This is a genomic window from Cryobacterium sp. W22_MBD10_FK3, assembly GCF_052113745.1.
Taxonomy (GTDB): Bacteria; Actinomycetota; Actinomycetes; order Actinomycetales; family Microbacteriaceae; genus Cryobacterium.
Genome location: NZ_JBGQOH010000004.1, coordinates 127,233 through 148,605, shown reverse-complemented (window position 1 = coordinate 148,605; position 21,373 = coordinate 127,233). Strand labels below are relative to the sequence as shown.

20 protein-coding genes are annotated in these 21,373 nt (G+C 67.3%); all 20 read left to right on the top strand.

Annotated elements, in window-relative coordinates; all coding sequences use genetic code 11:
• Positions 1 to 13: 13 nt before the first annotated feature.
• The 20 genes from ACEN2M_RS06635 to ACEN2M_RS06540 all read left to right on the top strand — a co-directional run bounded on the left by ACEN2M_RS06635 (position 14) and on the right by ACEN2M_RS06540 (position 21,147).
• Positions 14 to 4,489, top strand: a complete 4,476-nt coding sequence (locus tag ACEN2M_RS06635; protein WP_441647318.1) for an FtsK/SpoIIIE domain-containing protein — start codon at positions 14 to 16, stop codon at positions 4,487 to 4,489.
• Positions 4,490 to 4,636: 147 nt separating this feature from the next.
• Positions 4,637 to 4,951: a hypothetical protein gene (locus ACEN2M_RS06630; protein ID WP_441647317.1), complete on the top strand. Its 315-nt coding sequence runs from the start codon at positions 4,637 to 4,639 to the stop codon at positions 4,949 to 4,951.
• 52 nt (positions 4,952 to 5,003) lie between these two features.
• Entirely contained in the window at positions 5,004 to 6,338 is a 1,335-nt protein-coding gene (locus tag ACEN2M_RS06625; RefSeq protein WP_441647316.1) for a putative T7SS-secreted protein, read from the top strand.
• A 4-nt stretch (positions 6,339 to 6,342) separates the two neighbouring features.
• Entirely contained in the window at positions 6,343 to 6,984 is a 642-nt protein-coding gene (locus tag ACEN2M_RS06620; RefSeq protein ID WP_441647315.1) for a hypothetical protein, read from the top strand.
• Complete coding sequence (locus tag ACEN2M_RS06615; protein WP_441647314.1) at positions 6,981 to 7,571, top strand: hypothetical protein; 591 nt, start codon at positions 6,981 to 6,983, stop codon at positions 7,569 to 7,571. Before ACEN2M_RS06620 ends, ACEN2M_RS06615 begins: the two co-directional genes overlap by 4 nt.
• A complete protein-coding gene (locus ACEN2M_RS06610; RefSeq protein WP_441647313.1) occupies positions 7,568 to 8,443 on the top strand; it encodes a hypothetical protein in 876 nt (291 codons plus the stop codon). Before ACEN2M_RS06615 ends, ACEN2M_RS06610 begins: the two co-directional genes overlap by 4 nt.
• 165 nt (positions 8,444 to 8,608) lie before the next feature.
• Complete coding sequence (locus ACEN2M_RS06605) at positions 8,609 to 9,157, top strand: hypothetical protein (RefSeq protein WP_441647312.1); 549 nt, start codon at positions 8,609 to 8,611, stop codon at positions 9,155 to 9,157.
• A gap of 186 nt (positions 9,158 to 9,343) precedes the next feature.
• The gene (locus ACEN2M_RS06600; protein ID WP_441647311.1) at positions 9,344 to 9,640 is read left to right on the top strand and encodes a WXG100 family type VII secretion target; all 297 of its coding nucleotides are present in this window, start codon (positions 9,344 to 9,346) and stop codon (positions 9,638 to 9,640) included.
• A gap of 88 nt (positions 9,641 to 9,728) precedes the next feature.
• Positions 9,729 to 10,217, top strand: a complete 489-nt coding sequence (locus tag ACEN2M_RS06595) for a hypothetical protein (RefSeq protein WP_441647310.1) — start codon at positions 9,729 to 9,731, stop codon at positions 10,215 to 10,217.
• 2 nt (positions 10,218 to 10,219) lie between these two features.
• A complete protein-coding gene (locus ACEN2M_RS06590; RefSeq protein ID WP_441647309.1) occupies positions 10,220 to 11,188 on the top strand; it encodes a hypothetical protein in 969 nt (322 codons plus the stop codon).
• Positions 11,181 to 12,902, top strand: a complete 1,722-nt coding sequence (locus tag ACEN2M_RS06585; protein WP_441647308.1) for a hypothetical protein — start codon at positions 11,181 to 11,183, stop codon at positions 12,900 to 12,902. The genes ACEN2M_RS06590 and ACEN2M_RS06585 overlap by 8 nt, the downstream gene beginning before the upstream one ends.
• On the top strand, positions 12,899 to 13,429 hold the full coding sequence (locus ACEN2M_RS06580; RefSeq protein WP_441647307.1) for a hypothetical protein: 531 nt from the start codon (positions 12,899 to 12,901) through the stop codon (positions 13,427 to 13,429). Before ACEN2M_RS06585 ends, ACEN2M_RS06580 begins: the two co-directional genes overlap by 4 nt.
• Positions 13,430 to 13,489: 60 nt before the next feature.
• A complete protein-coding gene (locus tag ACEN2M_RS06575) occupies positions 13,490 to 14,131 on the top strand; it encodes a YitT family protein (protein ID WP_441647306.1) in 642 nt (213 codons plus the stop codon).
• 73 nt (positions 14,132 to 14,204) lie between these two features.
• On the top strand, positions 14,205 to 14,846 hold the full coding sequence (locus ACEN2M_RS06570; RefSeq protein WP_441647305.1) for a spermidine/putrescine ABC transporter substrate-binding protein: 642 nt from the start codon (positions 14,205 to 14,207) through the stop codon (positions 14,844 to 14,846).
• Between the two features lie 216 nt (positions 14,847 to 15,062).
• On the top strand, positions 15,063 to 15,911 hold the full coding sequence (locus ACEN2M_RS06565) for an endonuclease domain-containing protein (RefSeq protein ID WP_441647304.1): 849 nt from the start codon (positions 15,063 to 15,065) through the stop codon (positions 15,909 to 15,911).
• A 404-nt stretch (positions 15,912 to 16,315) separates the two neighbouring features.
• Positions 16,316 to 16,690: a 30S ribosomal protein S12 gene (gene rpsL / locus ACEN2M_RS06560; RefSeq protein ID WP_055811472.1), complete on the top strand. Its 375-nt coding sequence runs from the start codon at positions 16,316 to 16,318 to the stop codon at positions 16,688 to 16,690.
• Entirely contained in the window at positions 16,690 to 17,160 is a 471-nt protein-coding gene (gene rpsG, locus ACEN2M_RS06555) for a 30S ribosomal protein S7 (protein WP_066597688.1), read from the top strand. Before rpsL ends, rpsG begins: the two co-directional genes overlap by 1 nt.
• Positions 17,161 to 17,280: 120 nt before the next feature.
• Positions 17,281 to 19,395: an elongation factor G gene (gene fusA, locus ACEN2M_RS06550; protein WP_441647303.1), complete on the top strand. Its 2,115-nt coding sequence runs from the start codon at positions 17,281 to 17,283 to the stop codon at positions 19,393 to 19,395.
• Between the two features lie 126 nt (positions 19,396 to 19,521).
• Entirely contained in the window at positions 19,522 to 20,715 is a 1,194-nt protein-coding gene (gene tuf, locus ACEN2M_RS06545) for an elongation factor Tu (RefSeq protein ID WP_134455197.1), read from the top strand.
• A 210-nt stretch (positions 20,716 to 20,925) separates the two neighbouring features.
• Positions 20,926 to 21,147, top strand: coding sequence for an antitoxin (locus ACEN2M_RS06540; protein WP_441647302.1), 222 nt, complete (start codon positions 20,926 to 20,928; stop codon positions 21,145 to 21,147).
• Positions 21,148 to 21,373 lie beyond the last annotated feature (226 nt).

Genomic DNA, 21,373 nt, shown 5'->3' with positions numbered 1-21,373 from the left:
AAATAGGGACTGAATGCGCCTCAAGCTCACCCTGGTTCGCCCCAACGGGGCCGCCAGCGACATCATCGTCACCGCGGATGCAGCGGCCACGATCTCCGAAATCGCCGGCACCATCAGCCGGGTCGACGCGCAGACCGCGCACACGCCCGAGCGGTTCCTCACCCTGCGGGCCACGCTGCCCGGGCAGAGCGTGCCGCTCACCCTGCCGCCGGACGGCCCGGTGGGGGAGGCCTGGATCGGCTCCGGCGCATCCGTGAGCCTCGCCGACGCCGGCGTGCTCTACCAGGCCCCGTCAACGTTGACGGCACCGCCGGTCGCGCAGCTCAAGGTGCTCACCGGCCCCGATGCGGGCCGCGAGTTCCCCCTCGCCCCCGGCAGCGTGCTGGTCGGTCGCGACGATTCCTGCGACATCGTGCTGCACGACAGCCTGGTGTCGAAGAAGCACGTGCGGCTGGAGATCGGCGAGGCCGTGGAGGTCATCGACCTCGGCAGCGCAAACGGCGTCGTCGTCGACGGTGGCATCGTGGGCCGGCTGCGTATCACCAAGACCGAACGGATGCTGCTCGGCGACTCCGAGGTGGAGATCAGCCTGGTCGTCGGCGCCGCCCCCGAGAGCGCGCCCAAGCCGGGCCCGATCTTCTTCAACCGGTCGCCCAAGGTGGAGAAGCGCTACCTCGGCCAGGAGTTCGTCTCCCCTGAGGTACCCACCGAGAAGGAAGACCCGCCCTTCCCGCTGCTGGCGATGATCACCCCCCTGCTGCTCGGTGGGGCAATGTTCGCCCTCACCAAGAGCCCCACCACCCTGCTGTTCTGCTTCCTCTCCCCGGTCATGCTGATCGGCAACTTCCTCACCACCAAGACCCGCGACAAGCGCCGGATGGCCAAGGCCGTCGCGAAGTTCAGCTCCAGGCTCGAGGTGCTCACGGGGCGACTGGCCACCGAACGGGTGATCGAGCACGAACTGCGGCTCAAGGAATCGCCCTCCACCCTGGAGGCGCACGAGCACGCCATGAACCGCGGGCCGATGCTCTGGACCCGGCGCCCCGAACACTGGTCGTTCCTGAATGTGCGGCTCGGCTGCGGCACCATGAACTCCCGCAACACCATCTCCGATTCCAGCCGCGGCGACATGCTGCCGGAATTCGAGGAGAAGCTCACCGAGGTCGTCGACGCCAACCGCACCCTCGACGGACTGCCACTGATCGACAACCTCTACGACTCCGGTGCGCTCGGCATCGCCGGCTCACCCGCCCAGGCGATGGGGTCGATCAACTCGATCCTGGTTCAGCTCACCGCGCTGCACTCGCCGGCCGAACTCGTGGTCGCGTCTCTCGTCACGCCCCGCTGGTCCCGTGAGCTGGAATGGCTCAAGTGGATCCCGCACACCTCCTCCCCGCACAGCCCCATCGAAGGCAGCCACCTCGCCGACAGCGCCGCCAGCGCCAGCGCGGTGCTGTCAGGCATCGAGGGTGTCGTCGAGGCCCGTCTGGCCCAGGGCAAGGGCAGCCGCCGCGGCGCCATGGTGCAAACGGATGCCGCGCTCGAGCGCGGCGGTGACGTCGGCACCACCGGCACCGGCGAGGGCACCAAATCGGCCATCCCCGCCATCGTGCTGCTCATCTCCGACGACGTCGCCATCGACCGGGCCCGCCTGGTGCAACTCGCCGAGATCGCCGCAGACGCCGGGGTGTACCCCATCTGGATCGGTCCGACCGTGGCCGCACTGCCCGCCGTCTGCCGCACCTACCTGCACCTCGGCGACGAACCCGGCATCGCCACCGTGGGCTTCGTGCGCCTCGGCGAGACCATCGAGAACGTCGTCACCGAGCAGGTCGACTCGGCCAGCGCCCTCGAATTCGCCAAGCGGATGGCCCCGGTCATTGACGCCGGCGCCCTCGTGGCCGACTCCAGCGACCTGCCCCGCACCGTGTCCCTGGTCACCCTGCTCGGCCACGACATGGTCGAGACCAGTGCCGCCGTGATCGACCGGTGGCAGCAGAACACCTCCATCCACGACCGCAGCGGCGGCACCCCCAAGCCGCGCCGGGCAGGCAAGCTGCGCGCCATCATCGGCTCCGCCGGCGTCGACGCGATGCACCTGGACCTCCGCACCCAGGGCCCGCACGCCCTGGTCGGCGGCACCACCGGCGCCGGCAAGAGCGAGTTCCTGCAGGCCTGGGTGCTCGGCATGGCCGCCGAGTACAGCCCCGACCGGGTCACCTTCCTCTTCGTGGACTACAAGGGCGGCTCGGCGTTCGCCGACTGCGTCACCCTGCCGCACTGCGTGGGCCTGGTCACCGACCTCAGCCCGCACCTCGTGCGCCGTGCGCTCACCAGCCTGCGCGCCGAACTGCACCACCGTGAGCACCTGCTCAACCGCAAGAAGGCCAAGGACCTGCTCGAGCTGGAGAAGCGCGGCGACCCCGACAGCCCACCGGCCCTGGTGCTGGTCATCGACGAGTTCGCCGCGCTGGCCACCGAGGTGCCCGAGTTCGTCGACGGCGTCGTCGACATCGCGCAGCGTGGCCGGTCGCTCGGCATCCACCTGATCATGGCCACCCAGCGCCCTGCCGGCGTGATCAAAGACAACCTGCGCGCCAACACCCCGCTGCGGATCGCCCTGCGCATGGCCGATGAATCCGACAGCACCGACGTGATCGGCACCAAGGAATCCGCCCACTTCGACCCGTCCATCCCCGGCCGCGGCGTCGCCAAGACCGGCCCGGGCCGGCTGGCCCAGTTCCAGTCCGCCTATGCCGGCGGCTGGACCAGCCGCGAACCCGAACGCGCCGGCATCGACGTCGCCGAGCTGCGCTTCGGCGCCGAGAGCCGCTGGGAGGAACCCCGCGAAGTCGGCTACGTCGACGAAGACCGCGACCTCGGCCCCACCGACCAGCAACGCCTGGTCACCACCATCGTCGGCGCCAACGCCGGGGCCGGCATCCCCGCTCCCCGGCGGCCCTGGCTCGACGAACTCGCCGACGCCTACGACCTCAGCCTGCTGCGGCAACGCACGGATGCCGAACTCCTGCTCGGTGTCTCCGACATCGCCGAGCAGCAGCAACAGGTCTCCGCCTACTTCCGGCCCGACATCGACGGCCACATCTCCATCTTCGGCACCGGCGGGTCCGGCAAGTCAGCGGTGCTGCGCACCCTGGCCTGCGCGGCCGCGATCACCCCGCGCGGCGGTCCGGTGCACGTGTACGGCCTCGACTTCGGCGCCGGCAGCCTGCGCATGCTCGAACAGCTGCCGCACGTGGGCTCGATCATCATGGGCGACGACACCGAACGCATCGTGCGTTTGTTCCGCACCCTGCAGGCCGAGCTCGACCGCCGCAAGGCGCTCTACGCCGAGGCGAACGCGTCCAACATCAGCGAGTACCGCCAGCTGGCCAACCAGCCGGGCGAACCGCGCATTCTGCTACTCATCGACGGGTTTCCCAACTTCCGCAACGACTTCGAGATCATGTCCGGCCGGGCCCAGTGGTTCGACGTTTTCAAAGACATCCTCTCCGACGGCCGCCAGCTGGGCCTGCACGTGGCGCTCACCGCCGACCGTGCCGGCGCGGTGCCCGCGTCGATCTCCTCGTCGATTCAGCGCAAGGTAGTGCTGCGCCTGGCCGACGACGGCTACGGCATGCTCGACGTGCCCGGCGACATCCTCAGCCTCAAGTCGCCGGCCGGTCGCGCCATCGTGGACGGCTTCGAAACCCAGATTGCCATCCTCGGCGGGCTGTCGGCCCAGTCCGCGCAGTCCGCCGCCACCAAGCGGCTGGCCGACGCCATGCGCCGGGCCGGCGTGGCCGAAGCGCCCGGCATCGGGGCGCTGCCCAAGGAGTTCCCGCAGGCGCAGCTGCCCGACCGCGTGGGCGACCGCGTGGTGCTGGGGCTCGGCGACATCGACCTGGGTCCGGCCGGCTTCGAGGCCTCCGGAACCCTGCTGCTCGCCGGTCCGCCGGCCAGCGGCCGCAGCACCGCAATCGAATCGATCGCGCTGTCGTACAAGCGGTTCGAACCGGATGCCCGGCTCTACTACTTCGGCAACGCCCGTTCGCCGATCTCCAGGCTGGGCCTGTGGACCGAGGCGGCGACCACGGTCGACACCATCGCGGCCCTGGCCAGGGACCTCGCGGCGGCCGTGGCCGATCCCGACACCGAGGGTCGCATCGCGGTGTTCGTCGAGAGTCTGGGTGACTTCCTGCAGACCCCGGCCGACGCCGGCATCCTCGAACTCACCCGGGCGGTCAAGCGCAGCGACCACTTCCTGCTCGCCGAGTCCGAGACCAGCGTCTGGAATTCGTCCTGGCCGCTGTTCGGCGAGATCAAGAACTCCCGCCGCGGCCTGCTGCTGCAGCCCGAATCGGTGGAGGGGGACATCCTGCTGAAGACCGCGCTGCCGCGGCTCAACCGGGCGGAGTTCCCGCCCGGCCGAGGCGTGCTCGTGGCCAAGGGCAACTTCGTGCGGGTGCAGCTCCCGTTGCTTGCATGACTCTGGCGACGGGCCCCGTGAACGCGCCGATGGGGACCGCTGCCCATCGAACCGGTTCGCGGGGTTCGATACAGTGCTAACAGGCAACCGGTACCGCGCATCCGCGGCGGCACCACCGGTCACGCCGACCACTTAGGGGGAACCGTTGTGAGTGATCTCATCATCAACCTGCAGCTGCTGCACCGGCTGCGGGACGACCTGGACGCCGTCGTGTCCGAATTCACCAACGCCGACGACTTCAGCGACGACGTGGCCACGGCCACCGGTCACGAGAACCTCGGCGACCACGTGGAGGACTTCGCCCACAAGTGGAACGACAAGCGCAAGGCCATGACCGAGGCCGTCGAGGCGCTGCGCAAGAAGATCGAGGGCATCACCGACGGGTTCACCCAGGTGGATGACGGCCTCGCGAAGGCCCTCACCGACTCGGCCCCGCCGCTCCAGACCGCCACTCCGCTGTGATTCACAAGTCCGTGACCCCGAGATCTTCCCGTAGCCTGCCGAAGGAATCATCATGACCGACAGCGAATTCCGTGCCCTCGAGGGCGACCCCGACCTGCTGCGCACCAAGGCGCAGCACTACGCCGAGATCGCCAACGCCATTTCCCGCTCGGTGAACACCCTCAACACGATCAAATCCGTGGAGGGCATGACGTCCAAGGCCATCGACGCGATTCGTGAGGAAGCGGGCAAGGTCGCCGACGACATCAGCAAGGCGAAGGACCGTTACTCAGGCACAGCGTCGGCCCTGATCACCTACTCCGCGCAGCTGCGCATTGCGCAGGACTCGGCGAAGACCGCCATCGCGCACATCGGCGACAAGGAAACCGCCTCGGAAACCGCCGGTCGCACCGCGACCCGCACCGCCGCCACCGCCGAGAGTGCCACCCCCGAAAACAGCGCCACCGACACCGCGGCCGCCGAGAAGGCCGAGGAGGCCGCTCAGGCCGCCGGTCAGGCACTGCAGGCGGCGCAGGCGGAATGGCACTCCGCCCTCGATGTGAAGAACCAGGCGGCCGAGACGGCCATCACGGCCATCCTCGAGGTCGTCGAGGGCAAGAAGAGCCAGGACCTCAACGACACCTGGTGGGACGACTGGGGCGCCAAGGCGCTCGACATCCTCAAGGTCATCTGCGACTGGGCCGGAGTCCTCGCGATCTTCCTGGCCTGGGTGCCCATTCTCGGGCAGGTGCTGCTGGTGCTCGCCGCGGTCGGCGCCGTGCTCACCCTCATCGAGGCCACGGTCAAGGCCATCAACGGCGACGGCAGCTGGTGGGCCGTTGCCGGTGCCGCCGTCGGTGCCGTGCTGTCGGTCTTCGGCGGCAAGATCTTCGCCATCGGCGCCAAGACCCTGCGCGCATCGATGATCACCAAGGCGGCCACCCGCCTGGACGGCGCCCCCGCCCTGACCCGCCAGCTCAGTGGTGTCGGCCGGCACAGCTCGACGTACATGAGCATCGACGACGCGGCCGCCGCCGTGGCGAAGCCGTTCAAGGAATCGCTCGGCGAGGCCTTCAAGAAATCGTTCAGGCCCGAATTCACCGAGGGTGCCAAGCCCCTGCAGCTGTTGCGTGAGGCGGCCGAGAAGGCGCTGCCCACGCTCGACAACTTCACTCCGAGCAGTCTGCTGAAGCTCAACACCGACCTGGTCGATTTCTACCGGATGGCGGGAAGCGCGCGGCACCTGCTCGACACACCCATGGTCGTGCAGGGTGTCATTCTGTCGACCTACCAGGTGCACACCAGCTACAACGCCGTCACCAACCTGATGGAGAACCCGTCGGCACCGTTCCTCGGCGACTACGCGGATGTCGTGGACCTGGGGCAGAAGACATTCGGGAGAGACTAGACCGATGACCTCCCGCACCCCCCTTCCCACCAGGGACATCGTTGACCTCAACATCAACCCTGAGCCCACCTGGTACCCCATCCCGCTCGGGGGCGCCGAGACGGCCCTGTGGGGAGAGACCCTGGCCGCCGAAGTGGTGACGGATGCTCTGAGCCGCCGCACGCTCGGCGCTCAGCTCACGGCACTGCAGGTTCGCCTCGCCGGTATCGGCAACCCGCGCGTCAGCTGCGCCGTTTGGGTGCCGTACCCCGAGTCCGGCCGTGCCTCCTGCGCTCTGGGTTTCGAGCTCACCGACATCGGCGCCGGCCTCTCCAGCGCGGACGCCGCGGCGCAGCAGCTGGCCGAGATGCAGGCCGACGAGGGCCGGCGCTTCCCGGGCACTGAGTACCTGGGCGTCACCACGTGGGAGGGGGAGGTCGAGGCCGGACCGTTCGTTGCCGCCCACAACTTCATCTCCCGCCGGGACCCGGGCGATGCCGAAGCCACCATCGAGGAGCGCACAGTCTTCGCCGTCTTCCCGACCGGCGCCGCCCAGTTCGTGCAGCTGGTCTTCTCCGCCGAGGGCGTGGGCGCCTTCGTGAACATGCCCCGCCAGACCGAAGAGGTTGTGGCCACCCTGCGCGTTGAACTCGAGGAGACCGCGTGACCCGCGAGGTAGTCAGCCCGGATCAGACCTATTCGATCATCCTGCCCGGCACCTGGGCGGTCATCCCGTTGCAGGACGAAGCCGCGATGACCAAGCGCATCGTCGCCATGGTGAAGAAGCAGGTCGGCGGCGGCGACCGTGCGGCGCGACTGCGCCGCCAGACCCGCGACGAATTCGTGAAGACCGCGAAGCAGGCCAGGGATGCCGGCGCCACGTCGTTCGCGCTGTCGCTGGAACTGATGCCCGGCATTCCGTTCCCTGCCGCCATGCTCTCCACCACCGAGACCTGGCCGGTGCTCGCATCCGCCGAGTTGAGCCCGGCCGACCGCCTGCGAGCCGCCCTGCCCGGCGCGGTGCTGCTCGACCAACAGAGCGGGCCGGTGGCCAGGGAGTCCGAATCCGCCCAGCAACGGGTGGGTAGTGAAAAGGTGCCCTCCCTGCGGGTGGTCTATTGGATCCCGCGCCCGCACGCCGACGACCTGTTGCGCATCACAATCTCAGCGCCCATGGTGGAAAGCCCCGAGCTCTTCACCGAACTGTTCGACGCGATCGTCGATTCGATCACCTGGAAGGCCGACTCGGTATGAGCCACAGCACCACCCCCACCGCAACGCCCGAAGCCACGGCAGGTCGCAACTCCCGCGGCCTGATCCTGCTCTCGATCGGGGTGGTGCTCACCCTCGCGGCGGTCGCGCTGCTCGTCGTCACCATCGCGGGGATCTCATCGCTGCAGGCCGACGCCCTGGCCCGTATCAACGAGGAAAACCTGTCATACCGGGCGGAGTTCGGCTTCGTCGAACGGGAGCTCTCATCGCTGTCGGCCATGACCGCGATCCCGGCCGGCATCCTGCTGGCCGCCGCATGCTTCCTGATCCCTGGGTATCTGCGCCGGCGCGGTGTGATGGCCGCCCGCGACACCACGTTCCTGCGCGGCGGATCCACCACTGCCCGATTCAAGCCGCTGCCGCTCGGGCTGCACGCCGTCTGGCTGCTGGTGCCCCTGGCGGCCTGGGTATTCCTGGTGCTGATTCCGTTGCAGAACCTCATCGGCGGCACCGCTTGGCCGGCGGGTCTCAAAGACGAAAACGCCACCGCGGTGTGGATGCTGCTGGCCTCTTACGGCGGACTGGCCGCGGCTTTGTTCGTGGTGATCCTGGTGTCGCTGGTGAAGAAGGCCGCCTATCTGCAGCGGATCAAGGCGCATCCGGAGGCCGTCGACGGCGGCGCCGGCAAGGGCACTTGGCGCTGGGTCACCTTCCGCTGGCGCTTCGACCTGTGGATCGCCGGCCTCGGCGGCGGGTTCCTCGGCCTGTGCTGGATCGCGCTCGGCTTCGAGGACACCCCGTTCTTCGTCACCACATTGTGCATCGGCCTGGTCCTCGTGGCCGGTGGCCTGCTGCTGGCCGTGAACTACTGGCGTGCCGGCGAGCCCCTCGGCACGGCCGACTCCTACTCCTAACCGTTGCCCGCGTCTCGTCAGCGGCCCGGAACGCGACCCTGTCGGCGGCAGCGACCGAGCGCGGCGGAGCGCCGCAAGGCCGAGATCGCCGGTCGCTCCCGCACGGCGGGCTCGCGCGGCCTACCGAGCCAACCCACCCCGTTCAACGCACCCCTCCTGTACCTGGTGGGCGGTGCGCTGTGCGCCGCGGCCGTCGTGCTGCTGGCCCTGCTGGTGCTGCCCACCGCCGGCGGCGACGACCTGCACGATTTCTCCGGCGGCGAGAGGTGGGGCGACAACCTCATCACCGCGCCGTTCGTCATCCTGATGGTCGCCGCGGCGCCGCTGTTCCTGGCCGAATACCACCGTCGCGGCCTGTGGTTCACCCGCGAGCGCGGCTTCTTCCAGGACGGCTCGAACGTGATCGTGCTGCGACCCGCCCGGCTCTGGTCCCGGGCGCTCTGGCTGCTGGTCAGCATCCTGGCCTGGGGCGCGCTGATCGCGGTGCCGGTGCACTACGACATCACGACCGACGTTTTCGACCGTGGTTCGCCTTCGGCTGCGGTGCGGCCCTCGGCACGATTCCGCTCGTCTATCAAGCGGCCGCGCACGCCCTACACACCCAGCTGTGTTCCGGTGCCCGATCCGGGCTGGCTGGCCTGGATCGTGTGGATAGCCGTGGGATGCGCCCTCCTGGCCCTGCTCGGCTGCCTGAAACGCCTGGCGGAGCGGTAAGTCCCTCTACAGCGCCGAGTCAGTCTCCTGACCCCACCTCCCGGCGCTCCCCACCCGGAGCGCTCCCCATTTCGGGCATGGGGAGTGCTGCCCATTCCTTAACGTCACCAGGGTTCGTTAGGTTGTACATAGTCGGTCGGCCTGAGGGGGTTGGCCCCGAACTACTAATAAGAGGAGCAGTAACTCATGGCGAATATGAACGTAACTTACGGCGAGATGACCGATGCTTCGCGCAGCTTGATCGCTGGCAAGGACGACGTCACCGCCAAGCTGTCCCAGCTGCAGAGCCTGGTCAACAACCTCGTTGCCGGCGGCTTTGTCACCGACGCCGCGTCGGGCGCATTCCACACCTCGTACGAGCAGTTCACCAAGGGCACCACCGAGGCCGTCAACGGCCTCCAGGGCATGTCGGAGTTCCTCACCCGGGCGGCCACCGCCCTGGAGAACGTCGACAACGAGCTCGCCCGCGGCATCGGCGGCTAATTCAACATCGTGTGACCCAGAGGCGTGACCGGTTTCCGGTCACGCCTTTGGTCACTCCGAAGCATCAACGTCAACCCAGGGAGAGCGCATGTACGGCGATATGGCGGCACTAGGCCGGCGCTCCGCCGAGCTGCGCACCCTCGCCGTCGACACCCGCACCCGCGCCACCACGCTGCGATCCGCCGTGGGCACGACCTGGGTCTCGGCCGCCGCGGCCACCTTCATCGAGCAGCTCGGTCAGCGTGCCGGCAACCTCGACGCCTCCGCCAGCTCGCTCGACGAGGCAGCGGATGCCATCGACGCCCACATCCGCTCGGTCGAAGCCGTCAAACAGGCCATCGTCGAAGCCGAACAGTGGATCTCGGACCGCTGGAACGACGCCGCCCGCCTGGTGGGCAACACCGTTGAGGTGATCACCGAGGGTGCAGAGAACGTCTTCGAGTTCTTCGGCACCGAGGTGCCCCGCGCGCTGGTCAGCGAAGCCGACGAGCTCATCCGCACGGTGCGGGCACTGCCAACCCCGGGCTCGCCCGAGTGGCTCGACCTGGCTGACACCTTCCACCGACGGGGCTGGTAACCATGGCATTCTCCACCGCGGCACCCCCCGCCGCTCCGGCCAAGCCGGCCCGGTTCGGTCTCACCGCCGACCAACTGCACCTGCTGCAGAGTCGCTGCCCGGGTCTCACCCTCCCGGCCGAGTTCCGCTCCGCCTGGGGCGATGACGTGCCCGAGAGCGAACGTGACGAACGGATGCTCGTGGCCGAGCTGGGCCTGATCGACCAGGGCCTGCTGCGGCCGGCGCCGGCCGACGCCACGGCCGTCCCCGCCGGAGACGCTCACGTACCCGACGCCACCGAAGCCTTCCCCGCCAGAGTCCACCCCGCAGTCCTCGGCTTTCTCGGCCTGTTCACCGAACCGGCCCTGCACCTCACCGTGCATTCCTGGGGCGGCGGCCGCACCATCCTGCAGGCCGTCGCCGTGCGCGCCGGCTTCGCCGCGTCGCTGGTGCGGGGCCAACGCCTCGACGACCACGGCAGCCACCCCGCCAACGAGGACGCCGTCGAACTCTCCGCGTTCCCCGTCACCGCCCTGATCGGCGAGACCCTGCGCTCCCTGGTGCGCCTCGAACCCAAAAACACCCCCACGGCACCGCAGGCCCGGCCCGCCGCGGTGGTGCTGCCGCTGACCCTGGCGCAGGGCCTGATCGGGGCCATTCGCACCGGCAGCCCCGAGATCATCCACGCCGCCGCCCTCGAGGTGGGCCGGCCGCAGGCCGAGCAGGTGCTCGAGGGCCCCGCGTTCGGCATCAACGCCGGCTACAGCGTCTGCGCCACCTCGCTCACCGGCGATACCCTCGCCGTGCACTGGTTCCGCAGCGCCGCCGGCTGGTTCCAGATGAGCGCCGACACCCCGCTGGTGGGCCGCATCGAATCCACGGTCGATTTTGTCGACTCCAGCCGGGTGCGCATCCAGACCACCGGCCCGGCCGCGATCACCGGCCAGGTCACCACCGCCGTCGGCTCGCTGCTCGGGGTGCTCCGTGGCTGAGCCCGGCTTCACCGTCTCCGGGGGAGCCGGCGGCATCGGCGCCAACCTCGATGACATGCGCACCGAGTCCGGGTACCTCGCCGCCATGGCTCAGCAGCTCGTTGACCAATCCCTGGCCGCCGCGGGTATCGCCCTCGACGCCGACCTGCTGGCCTCCGCCATCCTCTCGCCGATCACCGCGGCCGCCGCCGAACAGCAGATCGTGTTCGCCACCGGCCAGATGCTGCTCTTCGCCACCGACGCCGGCGTCACCGCGGTGTTCCTGGCCGGCGCCGTGGATGCCTACGAGGCGGTCGACCGCGGCCTGGCGCTGCTCGCCGACGTGGCCGTGAACACCGGCACCTTCGTTCTCGGCGTCATGGCCGTGCCGCTGGCCGTGGGCCTGGGCCTGGTCGCGGCCGCGGATGTGGCCCTGGTCTACATCGCCGGGTACGGCGGCGAAGCGCTGGAATCGCTCGGCGAGGGCATCGAGAACGTGCTCGCCCACCCCGGCACGCTCGCCAATCCCGCCCTTGCGCTCGGACTGGTCCTGGCCGGCGCGGCCGCGACCTACGACGGCGACGAGGCGCAGGAAACCGTGGACGGCACGCTCGCCGACCAGCTGGCCCTGCTCAACGAGCTGGCGGGCGAGAACGCCTGGGCCGTCGACCTGATCGCCCAAGGCGCCCCGGGGCTGCTCTCCGGTCTCACCCTGCCGCTGACGATGCTGCTGGGCCCGGCCGCCAGCAACGCGCTGCTGGCCAAGCTCACCGGGGTGCCGTGGCCGCCCACCAGCTACGAGCAGGCGCTGCAGGCCATCATCGGGGCGGGCAACCAGGGCGGCTACTTCGACGACGGCCCGCTGCTCACCGGCGAGAACCTGATCAACCCGCCCGAAATCGTCGGTGCCGACGTCGCCACCCCCACCAGCCTCGAGGGCCTGTTCGCCGGGTCGGCACAGATCGACAAGTACGACACTTCCGCCGCGGGCGACGAAGACGCGCTGGCACGCATCCGCATCACCGAGGTGCCCGGCGACCCGCCGAGTTTCATCGTGCAGGTGCCCAGCACCCAGGTGTGGGACCCGGCCGCCGGCAGCACGCCGAACGACGTCACCGGCGACACCCATGCCATGTTGGCCCAGCAGACGGCGCTGTCCAGCGCCGTGGATGCGGCTATGCAGGAGGCCGGCATCACCAAGGACAACCCGGTGATGATCCAGGGCTTCAGCCTGGGCGGCATCGTCGCCGGGCAGATGGCGGCCGACCCGAGCCTGAACTACAACTTCACCCACGTCGTCACCGGCGGATCGCCCGTGGCCAACTTCGACATCCCCAGCGACGTGCAGGTGCTCTCCCTCGAGTTCGACGAAGACCCGGTGGCCAAGCTCGACGGCCACAACAACCCCGACGCCGCGAACTGGACCACCGTGCAGGCGTCGGCCCCGTCGTTGCCGGGCGACAACGGCGTGCCGGTCGGCATCGCCGGCGAGCAGGGCGCGCACAACGCCGAACGGTACGCCATCACGGCCGGCGAGGTTTCGGCGTCGTCGGACCCGAGCGTCACCGCGTTCACCGAGTCCGCGGGGGAGTACTTCCCGGACGCGGATGCTGAGTTGGCCGTGACCATGGTCACCGACGACCAGACCCACATCACCACGACCACCACGACCAACACGGAAACCGGCGCGGTCGTGTCCACGACCACCGACTACGGAGCGCAACGCAACCCATGAACCGCCAGCACCGAGTCTTGACGATCCGCCGAACAGCTCTGCTCGTCGCGGCGACCCTGACTGCCGCGCTCGCGCTGGGGGGATGCGCCGGTTTCGGCCGGTCCGGCCAGCCCACCACCTCGAACTCCTCGGCGACCGCCACTCGCACCACGGCGCAGGTCACCGAGGAGCTCAGTCAGCTGCCCGGCGTGAGCGCGGCGTTCGTGTCGACCGGGCCGGTGGGGCTGCCCAACCAACTGGAGCTGACCGTCGGGCTGAACCTCGAGGCCGGCTACCCGGGCGATGTGCCCGCGCTGCTGGACTACACGCTCGCCATGGCCTGGTCCGCGACCGCGGAGGAGCCCACCACCACGGCGGCCGTGGCGTTCCGGGACGGCGACTCGGCCCTCGACCTGGCACCGGCCGCAGCCGCCCTCGGCTGGACCGAGATGACCGGCCCCACCCTCGCCGTGTCCATGGACGAGATGGTGGAGCGGTACGGCCCCTGGCCCGGCCCGGTGCCGGAGAAGCCGGCGGCGCTGGGCTGAGCTCCCGGCTCGATACCATGGCGTAATGACCTGCGCCATTCATACCCCGGAGCCCCGCGCGTGACGCGCACCGGATCCGCCCCGATCGTCGACCCGTCCGAGCGCCCGCAGCGGGTGCCGCACTCCAGGTTCGAGAATGTGGTGGCGCTGTTCATCGGCACCTTTGCCGTCTCCTTCGGACTCTATCTGCTCAAAGAGGTCGGCGTGGCCACCGGCGGCACCGCCGGCATCGCCCTGCTCGCCAGTTACGCCACCAGCTGGTCGTTCGGGGTGTGGTTCGTACTGGTCAACCTGCCGTTCTTCGCCCTGGCGATCTGGCGGATGGGCTGGCGTTTCACCGTGAAGACCCTCGTCGCCGTGGTGCTCGTCTCACTGTTCTCCGAGGTGCACCCGCTCCTTTTGGAGATTCGGCACATCGACCCGATCTACGCCACCCTGCTCGGCAGCCTGCTGGCCGGTATCGGCCTGATCGTGCTGTTCCGGCACCAGGCCAGTCTCGGCGGGGTCAACATCCTGGCGCTCTACCTGCAGAAGAGCCGCGGCTGGCGCGCCGGCTACGTGCAGCTCGTGGTGGACGTGCTCATTGTGCTTGCCGCCTTCGCGACGCTGCCGCTGCCGATGGTGCTGCTGTCGGTGGTCGGTGCGGTCATCCTGAACATGATCATCGCCATGAACCACCGCCCCGACCGATACTTCGGCTGAGCCTGCCCTTCCGCTGGTTGAGGTTGTCGAAACCTGGTGACTGGCGGGCCCGCACCGACTAAACTTGACAGCCATGGATGCATCCATCGAGTCGCGGGTCGACCGCGAGGTCGAGGCCTGGTTGCGTTGGGTTCCCCGCTGGCGGCCCGGCACACACCGGGCTCGCTCCAGACTCTGCCAGCAGTGCTTCGGCTCCCCGGTGCTGCGCGCCGCCGGACTCGACACCGATGTGCCGCACGCCGTGCAGCATCCGCTCTCGATGCGCATCAAGACTGTCGTCGAAGACGAGGTCGAGACCTACACCGCGCAGAACCTGCCCCTGCTCAACCGTGAGCTGGGCCTGATCGAACTGCGCCGTGCCGCGCAGGCCTACCGGCCGCTCGAGGGCCTCGAGCCGGAGTTCGACGGCCTCGACCTCGACCCACCCGCCGAACCGGACTCCCCATACCTGTTCACCTTCGAGGAGTTCGTGCAGCCGCTCAGCGCCGACGACCCCGAACTGGTGCCGCCGCCGTTGACCATCGAGGAGAAAGCGGCTTTGCGGGTGGAGATGCGGCTCGCCGACGACTACGCCGCCCTGGTGGGCAAGCGGGTCTGCGCCGACCTGCGCGAGCACCGCACGGCGCTGCAGCACGCCATCGCCATGTTCGTGGAACCGCAGGTGCAGGCGCTGCTGGCCGACCTGGGCAGCACCCTCGACCCGCACGGCACCTGACCGTTGGCATCCGACTAAGCGGCGCACGTTTATGAGGAAAACGGCCGATTAAGAGGATGCCGCCACCGATTGCATCCTTGGAATCTCACTTTCTCCTCCTAATCGTGCCCACGCCACAGGGCCGGGGCGCGTTGTGCACAGGGGCGAGCCTGGGGGAGTTTGCACAGCCGAGAATGCCGGGGTCGATGAGCGGATGCCGGCGGCGACACTGGGCGCATGGAACTCGGCAGCTGGCTCAACCAGCAGGGCGGCATCGCGCACTCCCAGCAGGCTCTCCGTGCGGGCTTCACGCGCTTCGCGATCAGGCGGAACGTTGCAGAAGGTGTGTGCACCCGCATCCGGCGCGATTGGCTGGCCTTGCCGACGGCCCCGCTGGACCTGAGCGCTGCGGCGGCGCTCGGCGGGCGGGTAGCGTGCCTCAGCGTGGCCCGGCGACTCGAGCTGTGGTACCTCCCTGACGGGATGAACCACGTCAGCATGCCGAGGAACGGGGCGGTTCCGGCATCCGACACCCTGCGGGTGCATTGGAGCGCCGGACCGGTGCCGGTTGCCCGGTTCGCCCTGGTGGAACCGATCGAGAACGCCCTCGTGCACGTCGCCGCATGCCAACCCTTCGAAAACGCTCTCGTCGTGTGGGACTCCGCCCTCAACAAGAACCTGGTCACGCAGCAGTCGCTCGCACGCTTGCCCGTGCGCGGCGCCGCGGCCCGCGCCGTGCGCGACGTCGCGTCGGGATTGTCCGACTCGGGTCTGGAGACGCTACCGGTGGCACGGCTGGCGGCGACGGGCATCCGGGTCAGCCAGCAGGTCATGCTCGACGGGCACAAAGTGGATGGGCTCATCGGCGACCGGCTTGTGCTGCAGAGCGACGGGTTCAGCTTCCACTCCTCGGCCGAGCAACGGCGGGCAGACATCGCGCACGATCGACGGCTGGCGCTGCTGGGCTACACGGTCCTGCGCTACGACTACCGGCAGATTCTGTTCGACTGGGCCCGGATCGAGAGCGAGATCCTCCGGGCCATGGCCCAAGGTCTGCACCTGTCGCGAGCGGAACATAGGAGATAGTGAGATTCCAAGGATGCTTTCGCCGATTTCGTCCTACCAATCTCACTTTTTCCTTTCAAAACGACCAGGGCCTCGGGCCCGTCCATACGGGGGAGTAGCGGGGAACTCGGGCGCGCTTGACCCGCACCCCCGGCGGGGTTAGCATTGACCGGTGTGCGCTTTGTCGTGCGCTTCAGTTATGCCGCTTCGTTGTCTGACATCGGGTTGCACTTCAGACGCCCCGACACTCCACGCAAACAGGGTTTGCTCTCCGAGCGGCCCCCACGGCATACCCACCAGAACGACCGGAAGCAATTCCGTGATGTCCGGCGGGTCCAGATGAACTCGATGAGCACCGAGAGGTGCGATTCGAATGCTTTGACATCAGTCAGCTGTCACCGTGCAGCAAAAACAAGGAGTTATTAGTGCCCACCATTCAGCAGTTGGTGCGAAAGGGACGCAGCCCCAAGGTCACCAAGACCAAGGCTCCCGCCCTGAAGTCCAACCCCCAGCAGCGCGGCGTTTGCACGCGCGTGTACACGACCACCCCGAAGAAGCCGAACTCGGCTCTCCGCAAGGTTGCTCGCGTCAAGCTGTCCAACGGTACCGAGGTCACCGCCTACATCCCCGGTGAAGGCCACAACCTGCAGGAGCACTCGATGGTGCTCGTTCGCGGTGGTCGTGTTAAGGACCTCCCCGGTGTTCGTTACAAGATCGTTCGTGGCGCCCTGGACACCCAGGCAGTCAAGAACCGCAAGCAGGCTCGTAGCCGCTACGGCGCCAAGATGGAGAAGAAGTAATGCCTCGTAAAGGCCCAGCGCCCAAGCGTCCCGTTATCGCTGACCCGGTATACGGCGCCCCCATTGTTAGCCAGCTGGTCAACAAGATCCTCCTCGACGGCAAAAAGGGCCTCGCCGAGCGCATCGTTTACGATGCCCTCGAAGGCGTCGTTGCCAAGAACGGTGCGGATGCTGTTGTCACGCTGAAGAAGGCACTCGACAACGTGCGCCCGACCCTCGAGGTGCGTTCGCGCCGCGTCGGTGGTTCCACCTACCAGGTGCCCGTCGAAGTCAAGCCGCACCGTGCGAACACCCTCGCGCTGCGTTGGTTGACCAGCTACGCCAAGGCGCGTCGCGAGAAGACCATGACCGAGCGTCTCACCAACGAGATCCTCGACGCGTCCAACGGCCTCGGCGCCGCTGTGAAGCGTCGTGAGGACACTCACAAGATGGCTGAAGCGAACAAGGCTTTCGCTCACTACCGCTGGTAGTCGTCCGCCGTTGGTCGAGCGGGTTGAGGCTTTGGTCTCGGCAAGCTCGACCGGCGGTGCAGGCTCGTCCTGCAAACGCCTGTTCAACCTCATCTTTATCAACACTTCCGGAGGACACCCGTGGCACTTGACGTGCTCACCGACCTGAGCAAGGTCCGCAACATCGGCATCATGGCCCACATTGATGCCGGCAAGACCACCACGACCGAGCGCATCCTGTTTTACACGGGTGTGAACCACAAGATCGGTGAGACGCACGATGGCGCCTCGACGATGGACTGGATGGCACAGGAGCAGGAACGTGGCATCACGATCACGTCCGCTGCAACCACGTGCTTCTGGGCCGGCAACCAGATCAACATCATCGACACCCCCGGTCACGTCGACTTCACCGTCGAGGTGGAGCGTTCGCTCCGCGTGCTCGATGGCGCTGTCGCCGTGTTCGACGGCAAGGAGGGCGTTGAGCCCCAGTCCGAGACCGTCTGGCGTCAGGCCGACAAGTACGACGTGCCCCGCATCTGCTTCGTCAACAAGATGGACAAGCTCGGCGCCGACTTCTACTACACCGTCGACACCATCGTGAAGCGCCTCGGCGCCAAGCCGCTGGTCATCCAGCTGCCGATCGGTGAAGAGTCGAACTTCGAAGGGGTCGTTGACCTCGTCGAGATGCGTGCGCTGACCTGGCGCGGCGACTCCAAGGGTGACGTTGAGATGGGCGCCAAGTACGCCATCGAAGAGATCCCCGAAGACCTCGTCGAGAAGGCTGCGGAATACCGCAAGCTGCTCCTCGAGACCGTCGCCGAGACCGATGACGACCTCATGGAGAAGTACTTCTCCGGCGAGGACCTCACCGTGTCCGAGATCAAGCATGCGATCCGCAAGCTTACCGTCGCCAGCGAGATCTACCCGGTCCTCTGCGGTTCCGCGTTCAAGAACCGTGGTGTGCAGCCGATGCTGGATGCCGTTGTCGACTACCTGCCGACCCCGCTCGACGTTCCCGCCATCGAGGCTCTCGATGCGCGTGACGAAGAGAAGACGATCATGCTGCACCCCAACGCCGACGAGCCGTTCGCGGCTCTGGCGTTCAAGGTTGCCGTGCACCCGTTCTTCGGTCGTCTCACCTACGTCCGGGTTTACTCCGGCCGTATCGATTCCGGTGCCCAGATCATCAACTCCACCAAGGGCAAGAAGGAGCGCATCGGGAAGATCTTCCAGATGCACGCCAACAAGGAAAACCCGGTCGGTTTCGTTACCGCTGGTCACATCTACGCGGTCATCGGCCTCAAGGACACGACCACCGGCGACACCCTGTGCGACCCGCAGCAGCAGGTCGTCCTCGAGTCGATGACGTTCCCTGACCCGGTTATCGAAGTTGCCATCGAGCCGAAGACCAAGCAGGACCAGGAAAAGCTGGGTCTCGCGATCCAGAAGCTGGCCGAAGAAGACCCCACTTTCCGTACCGAGCAGAACCAGGAAACTGGTCAGACGGTCATCAAGGGAATGGGCGAGCTTCACCTGGACATCCTCGTCGACCGCATGAAGCGTGAATTCAACGTTGAGGCGAACGTCGGCAAGCCCCAGGTTGCTTACCGCGAGACGATCAAGAAGGCCGTCGAGCGTCACGACTACACGCACAAGAAGCAGACCGGTGGATCCGGCCAGTTCGCGAAGATTCAGTTCGCGATCGAGCCGCTTGAAATCACTGCAGACAAGTCGTACGAGTTCGTGAACAAGGTCACCGGTGGACGTATCCCGCGTGAGTACATCCCTTCGGTTGACGCCGGAATCCAGGATGCACTCCACGTGGGTGTGCTCGCCGGGTACCCGATGGTCGGCGTCAAGGCAAGCCTGCTTGACGGTGCCGCTCACGACGTCGACTCCTCGGAGATGGCGTTCAAGATTGCCGGCTCGATGGGCTTCAAGGAAGCCGTTCGGAAGGCAAACCCGGTTCTTCTCGAGCCGTTGATGGCTGTCGAGGTGCGCACCCCTGAGGAATACATGGGTGACGTCATCGGTGACCTCAACTCTCGCCGTGGCCAGATCCAGACCATGGAGGACGCACAGGGCGTGAAGGTTATCCGCGCACACGTTCCGCTGTCGGAGATGTTCGGTTACATCGGCGACCTGAGGTCCAAGACCTCTGGCCGTGCGGTGTACTCGATGACCTTCGAGAGCTACCAGGAGGTCCCGAAGGCTGTTGCCGACGAGATCATCCAGAAGAACAAGGGCGAATAACCCACCGGCCTTCGGGCCGAATCGCTTAGGCCTCCTGGCCCGAGTAACATAAGTACACAAATCCAGCAGTTCCACCGGGCGTAAACCAACGTCCGGTGGAGCCGAGAGTCCTGAGGAGGACCCACAGTGGCCAAGGCCAAGTTCGAGCGGACCAAGCCGCACGTAAACATCGGAACGATCGGTCACGTTGACCACGGAAAGACCACGCTGACGGCAGCGATCTCGAAGGTCCTCGCCGACACGTTCCCTTCCAAGACCAACGTTCAGCGCGACTTCGCGTCGATCGACTCCGCCCCCGAAGAGCGCCAGCGCGGCATCACGATCAACATCTCGCATGTTGAGTACGAGACCGAGAAGCGTCACTACGCACACGTTGACGCTCCGGGCCACGCTGACTACATCAAGAACATGATCACCGGTGCTGCTCAGATGGACGGCGCGATCCTCGTGGTTGCCGCTACTGACGGCCCGATGGCTCAGACCCGTGAGCACGTTCTTCTCGCCAAGCAGGTCGGCGTGCCGTCCCTGCTCGTCGCGCTGAACAAGTCCGACGCGGTCGACGACGAAGAGATCCTTGAGCTCGTTGAGCTCGAGGTTCGTGAACTGCTCTCCAGCCAGGGCTTCGATGGCGACAACGCCCCCGTCGTTCAGGTTTCCGCCCTCAAGGCGCTCGAGGGTGACCCCAAGTGGGTTGCAAAGATCCTCGAGCTCATGCAGGCAGTGGATGACTACTTCCCGGAGCCCGTCCGCGACAAGGACAAGCCCTTCCTGATGCCGATCGAGGACGTCTTCACGATCACCGGTCGTGGAACCGTCGTCACCGGCCGCGCCGAGCGTGGAACCCTCAAGCTGAACTCCGAGGTCGAGGTTGTCGGCATCCGCCCGACGATCAAGACCACGGTCACCGGTATCGAGATGTTCCACAAGCAGCTCGACGAGGCATGGGCCGGCGAGAACTGTGGTCTTCTTCTTCGTGGCACCAAGCGCGAAGACGTTGAGCGCGGCCAGGTTGTCGTCAAGCCGGGTTCGGTTACGCCGCACACCGACTTCGAGGGCACCGCGTACATCCTGTCAAAGGATGAGGGTGGGCGTCACAACCCGTTCTACGCGAACTACCGCCCGCAGTTCTACTTCCGCACCACCGACGTCACCGGCGTCATCACGCTGCCCGAGGGCACCGAGATGGTCATGCCTGGCGACACCGTGGAAATGACTGTCGCGCTGATCCAGCCGATCGCCATGGAAGAGGGCCTCGGCTTTGCTATTCGTGAAGGTGGCCGCACCGTCGGCGCCGGAACCGTCATCAAGGTTCTCAAGTAATTCAGTAGGCCTGCTCACTCGCTGAGCTCGTCGACAACAACAGGGTCGGTCCTTCGGGACCGGCCCTTTTGTCGTTCCCGGGCCGCGGGATTCGCGGGTCATGCCACATCTGCCAACCCGCCGCGACTCGCTCCCAATCCGCTGGTCGAGCTTGTCGCGACCCCGCGACCCGAACTACCCTCGTAACCACCCCCGAGAACGGAGACCCCCATGAACCTCAACGACATCACCCGTAAAGCTCAGGACTTCCTCAAGACCGACAAGGGCGAGGAGATCTCCGACAAGGTCATCGACGGCGCTGCGGCGGCGGCCAACAAGGTCACCGGCAACAAGCACGCCGACAAGATCCAGAACGCCCGCGACACCGCCGACAAGCACGTGGGCCGCAACGACGGCACCACCGGCCGCGACAACGCTGCAGACCCCGAGTAGCAGCCCGCGGCCCGACCGGACCGCGGTCTCGACAGGCTCGATCCACGGGCGGGACCTGGGCCTGTCGAGGGGCTCGACCAGCGGACGAATTCGGCGTCGCAGACTGGTGGGGGAGACACCGAACTGGCCCGGAATGACGCGGATCTCGGCGACACGCCCAACGCGACACGCCCGGGTTGCACAATGACCCTTTCCTGTGGCAGACTCTTCTAGTTCAACACTTTCG

Excerpts from the sequence above, each read along its gene's own strand:
- ACEN2M_RS06635 (WP_441647318.1), top strand. The coding sequence starts at position 14 with ATGCGCCTCAAGCTCACCCTGGTTCGCCCCAACGGGGCCGCCAGCGAC.
- ACEN2M_RS06625 (WP_441647316.1), top strand. The coding sequence starts at position 5,004 with ATGACCGACAGCGAATTCCGTGCCCTCGAGGGCGACCCCGACCTGCTG.
- ACEN2M_RS06620 (WP_441647315.1), top strand. The coding sequence starts at position 6,343 with ATGACCTCCCGCACCCCCCTTCCCACCAGGGACATCGTTGACCTCAAC.
- ACEN2M_RS06610 (WP_441647313.1), top strand. The coding sequence starts at position 7,568 with ATGAGCCACAGCACCACCCCCACCGCAACGCCCGAAGCCACGGCAGGT.
- ACEN2M_RS06600 (WP_441647311.1), top strand. The coding sequence starts at position 9,344 with ATGGCGAATATGAACGTAACTTACGGCGAGATGACCGATGCTTCGCGC.
- ACEN2M_RS06595 (WP_441647310.1), top strand. The coding sequence starts at position 9,729 with ATGTACGGCGATATGGCGGCACTAGGCCGGCGCTCCGCCGAGCTGCGC.
- ACEN2M_RS06590 (WP_441647309.1), top strand. The coding sequence starts at position 10,220 with ATGGCATTCTCCACCGCGGCACCCCCCGCCGCTCCGGCCAAGCCGGCC.
- ACEN2M_RS06580 (WP_441647307.1), top strand. The coding sequence starts at position 12,899 with ATGAACCGCCAGCACCGAGTCTTGACGATCCGCCGAACAGCTCTGCTC.
- ACEN2M_RS06570 (WP_441647305.1), top strand. The coding sequence starts at position 14,205 with ATGGATGCATCCATCGAGTCGCGGGTCGACCGCGAGGTCGAGGCCTGG.
- ACEN2M_RS06565 (WP_441647304.1), top strand. The coding sequence starts at position 15,063 with ATGGAACTCGGCAGCTGGCTCAACCAGCAGGGCGGCATCGCGCACTCC.
- rpsG (WP_066597688.1), top strand. The coding sequence starts at position 16,690 with ATGCCTCGTAAAGGCCCAGCGCCCAAGCGTCCCGTTATCGCTGACCCG.
- ACEN2M_RS06540 (WP_441647302.1), top strand. The coding sequence starts at position 20,926 with ATGAACCTCAACGACATCACCCGTAAAGCTCAGGACTTCCTCAAGACC.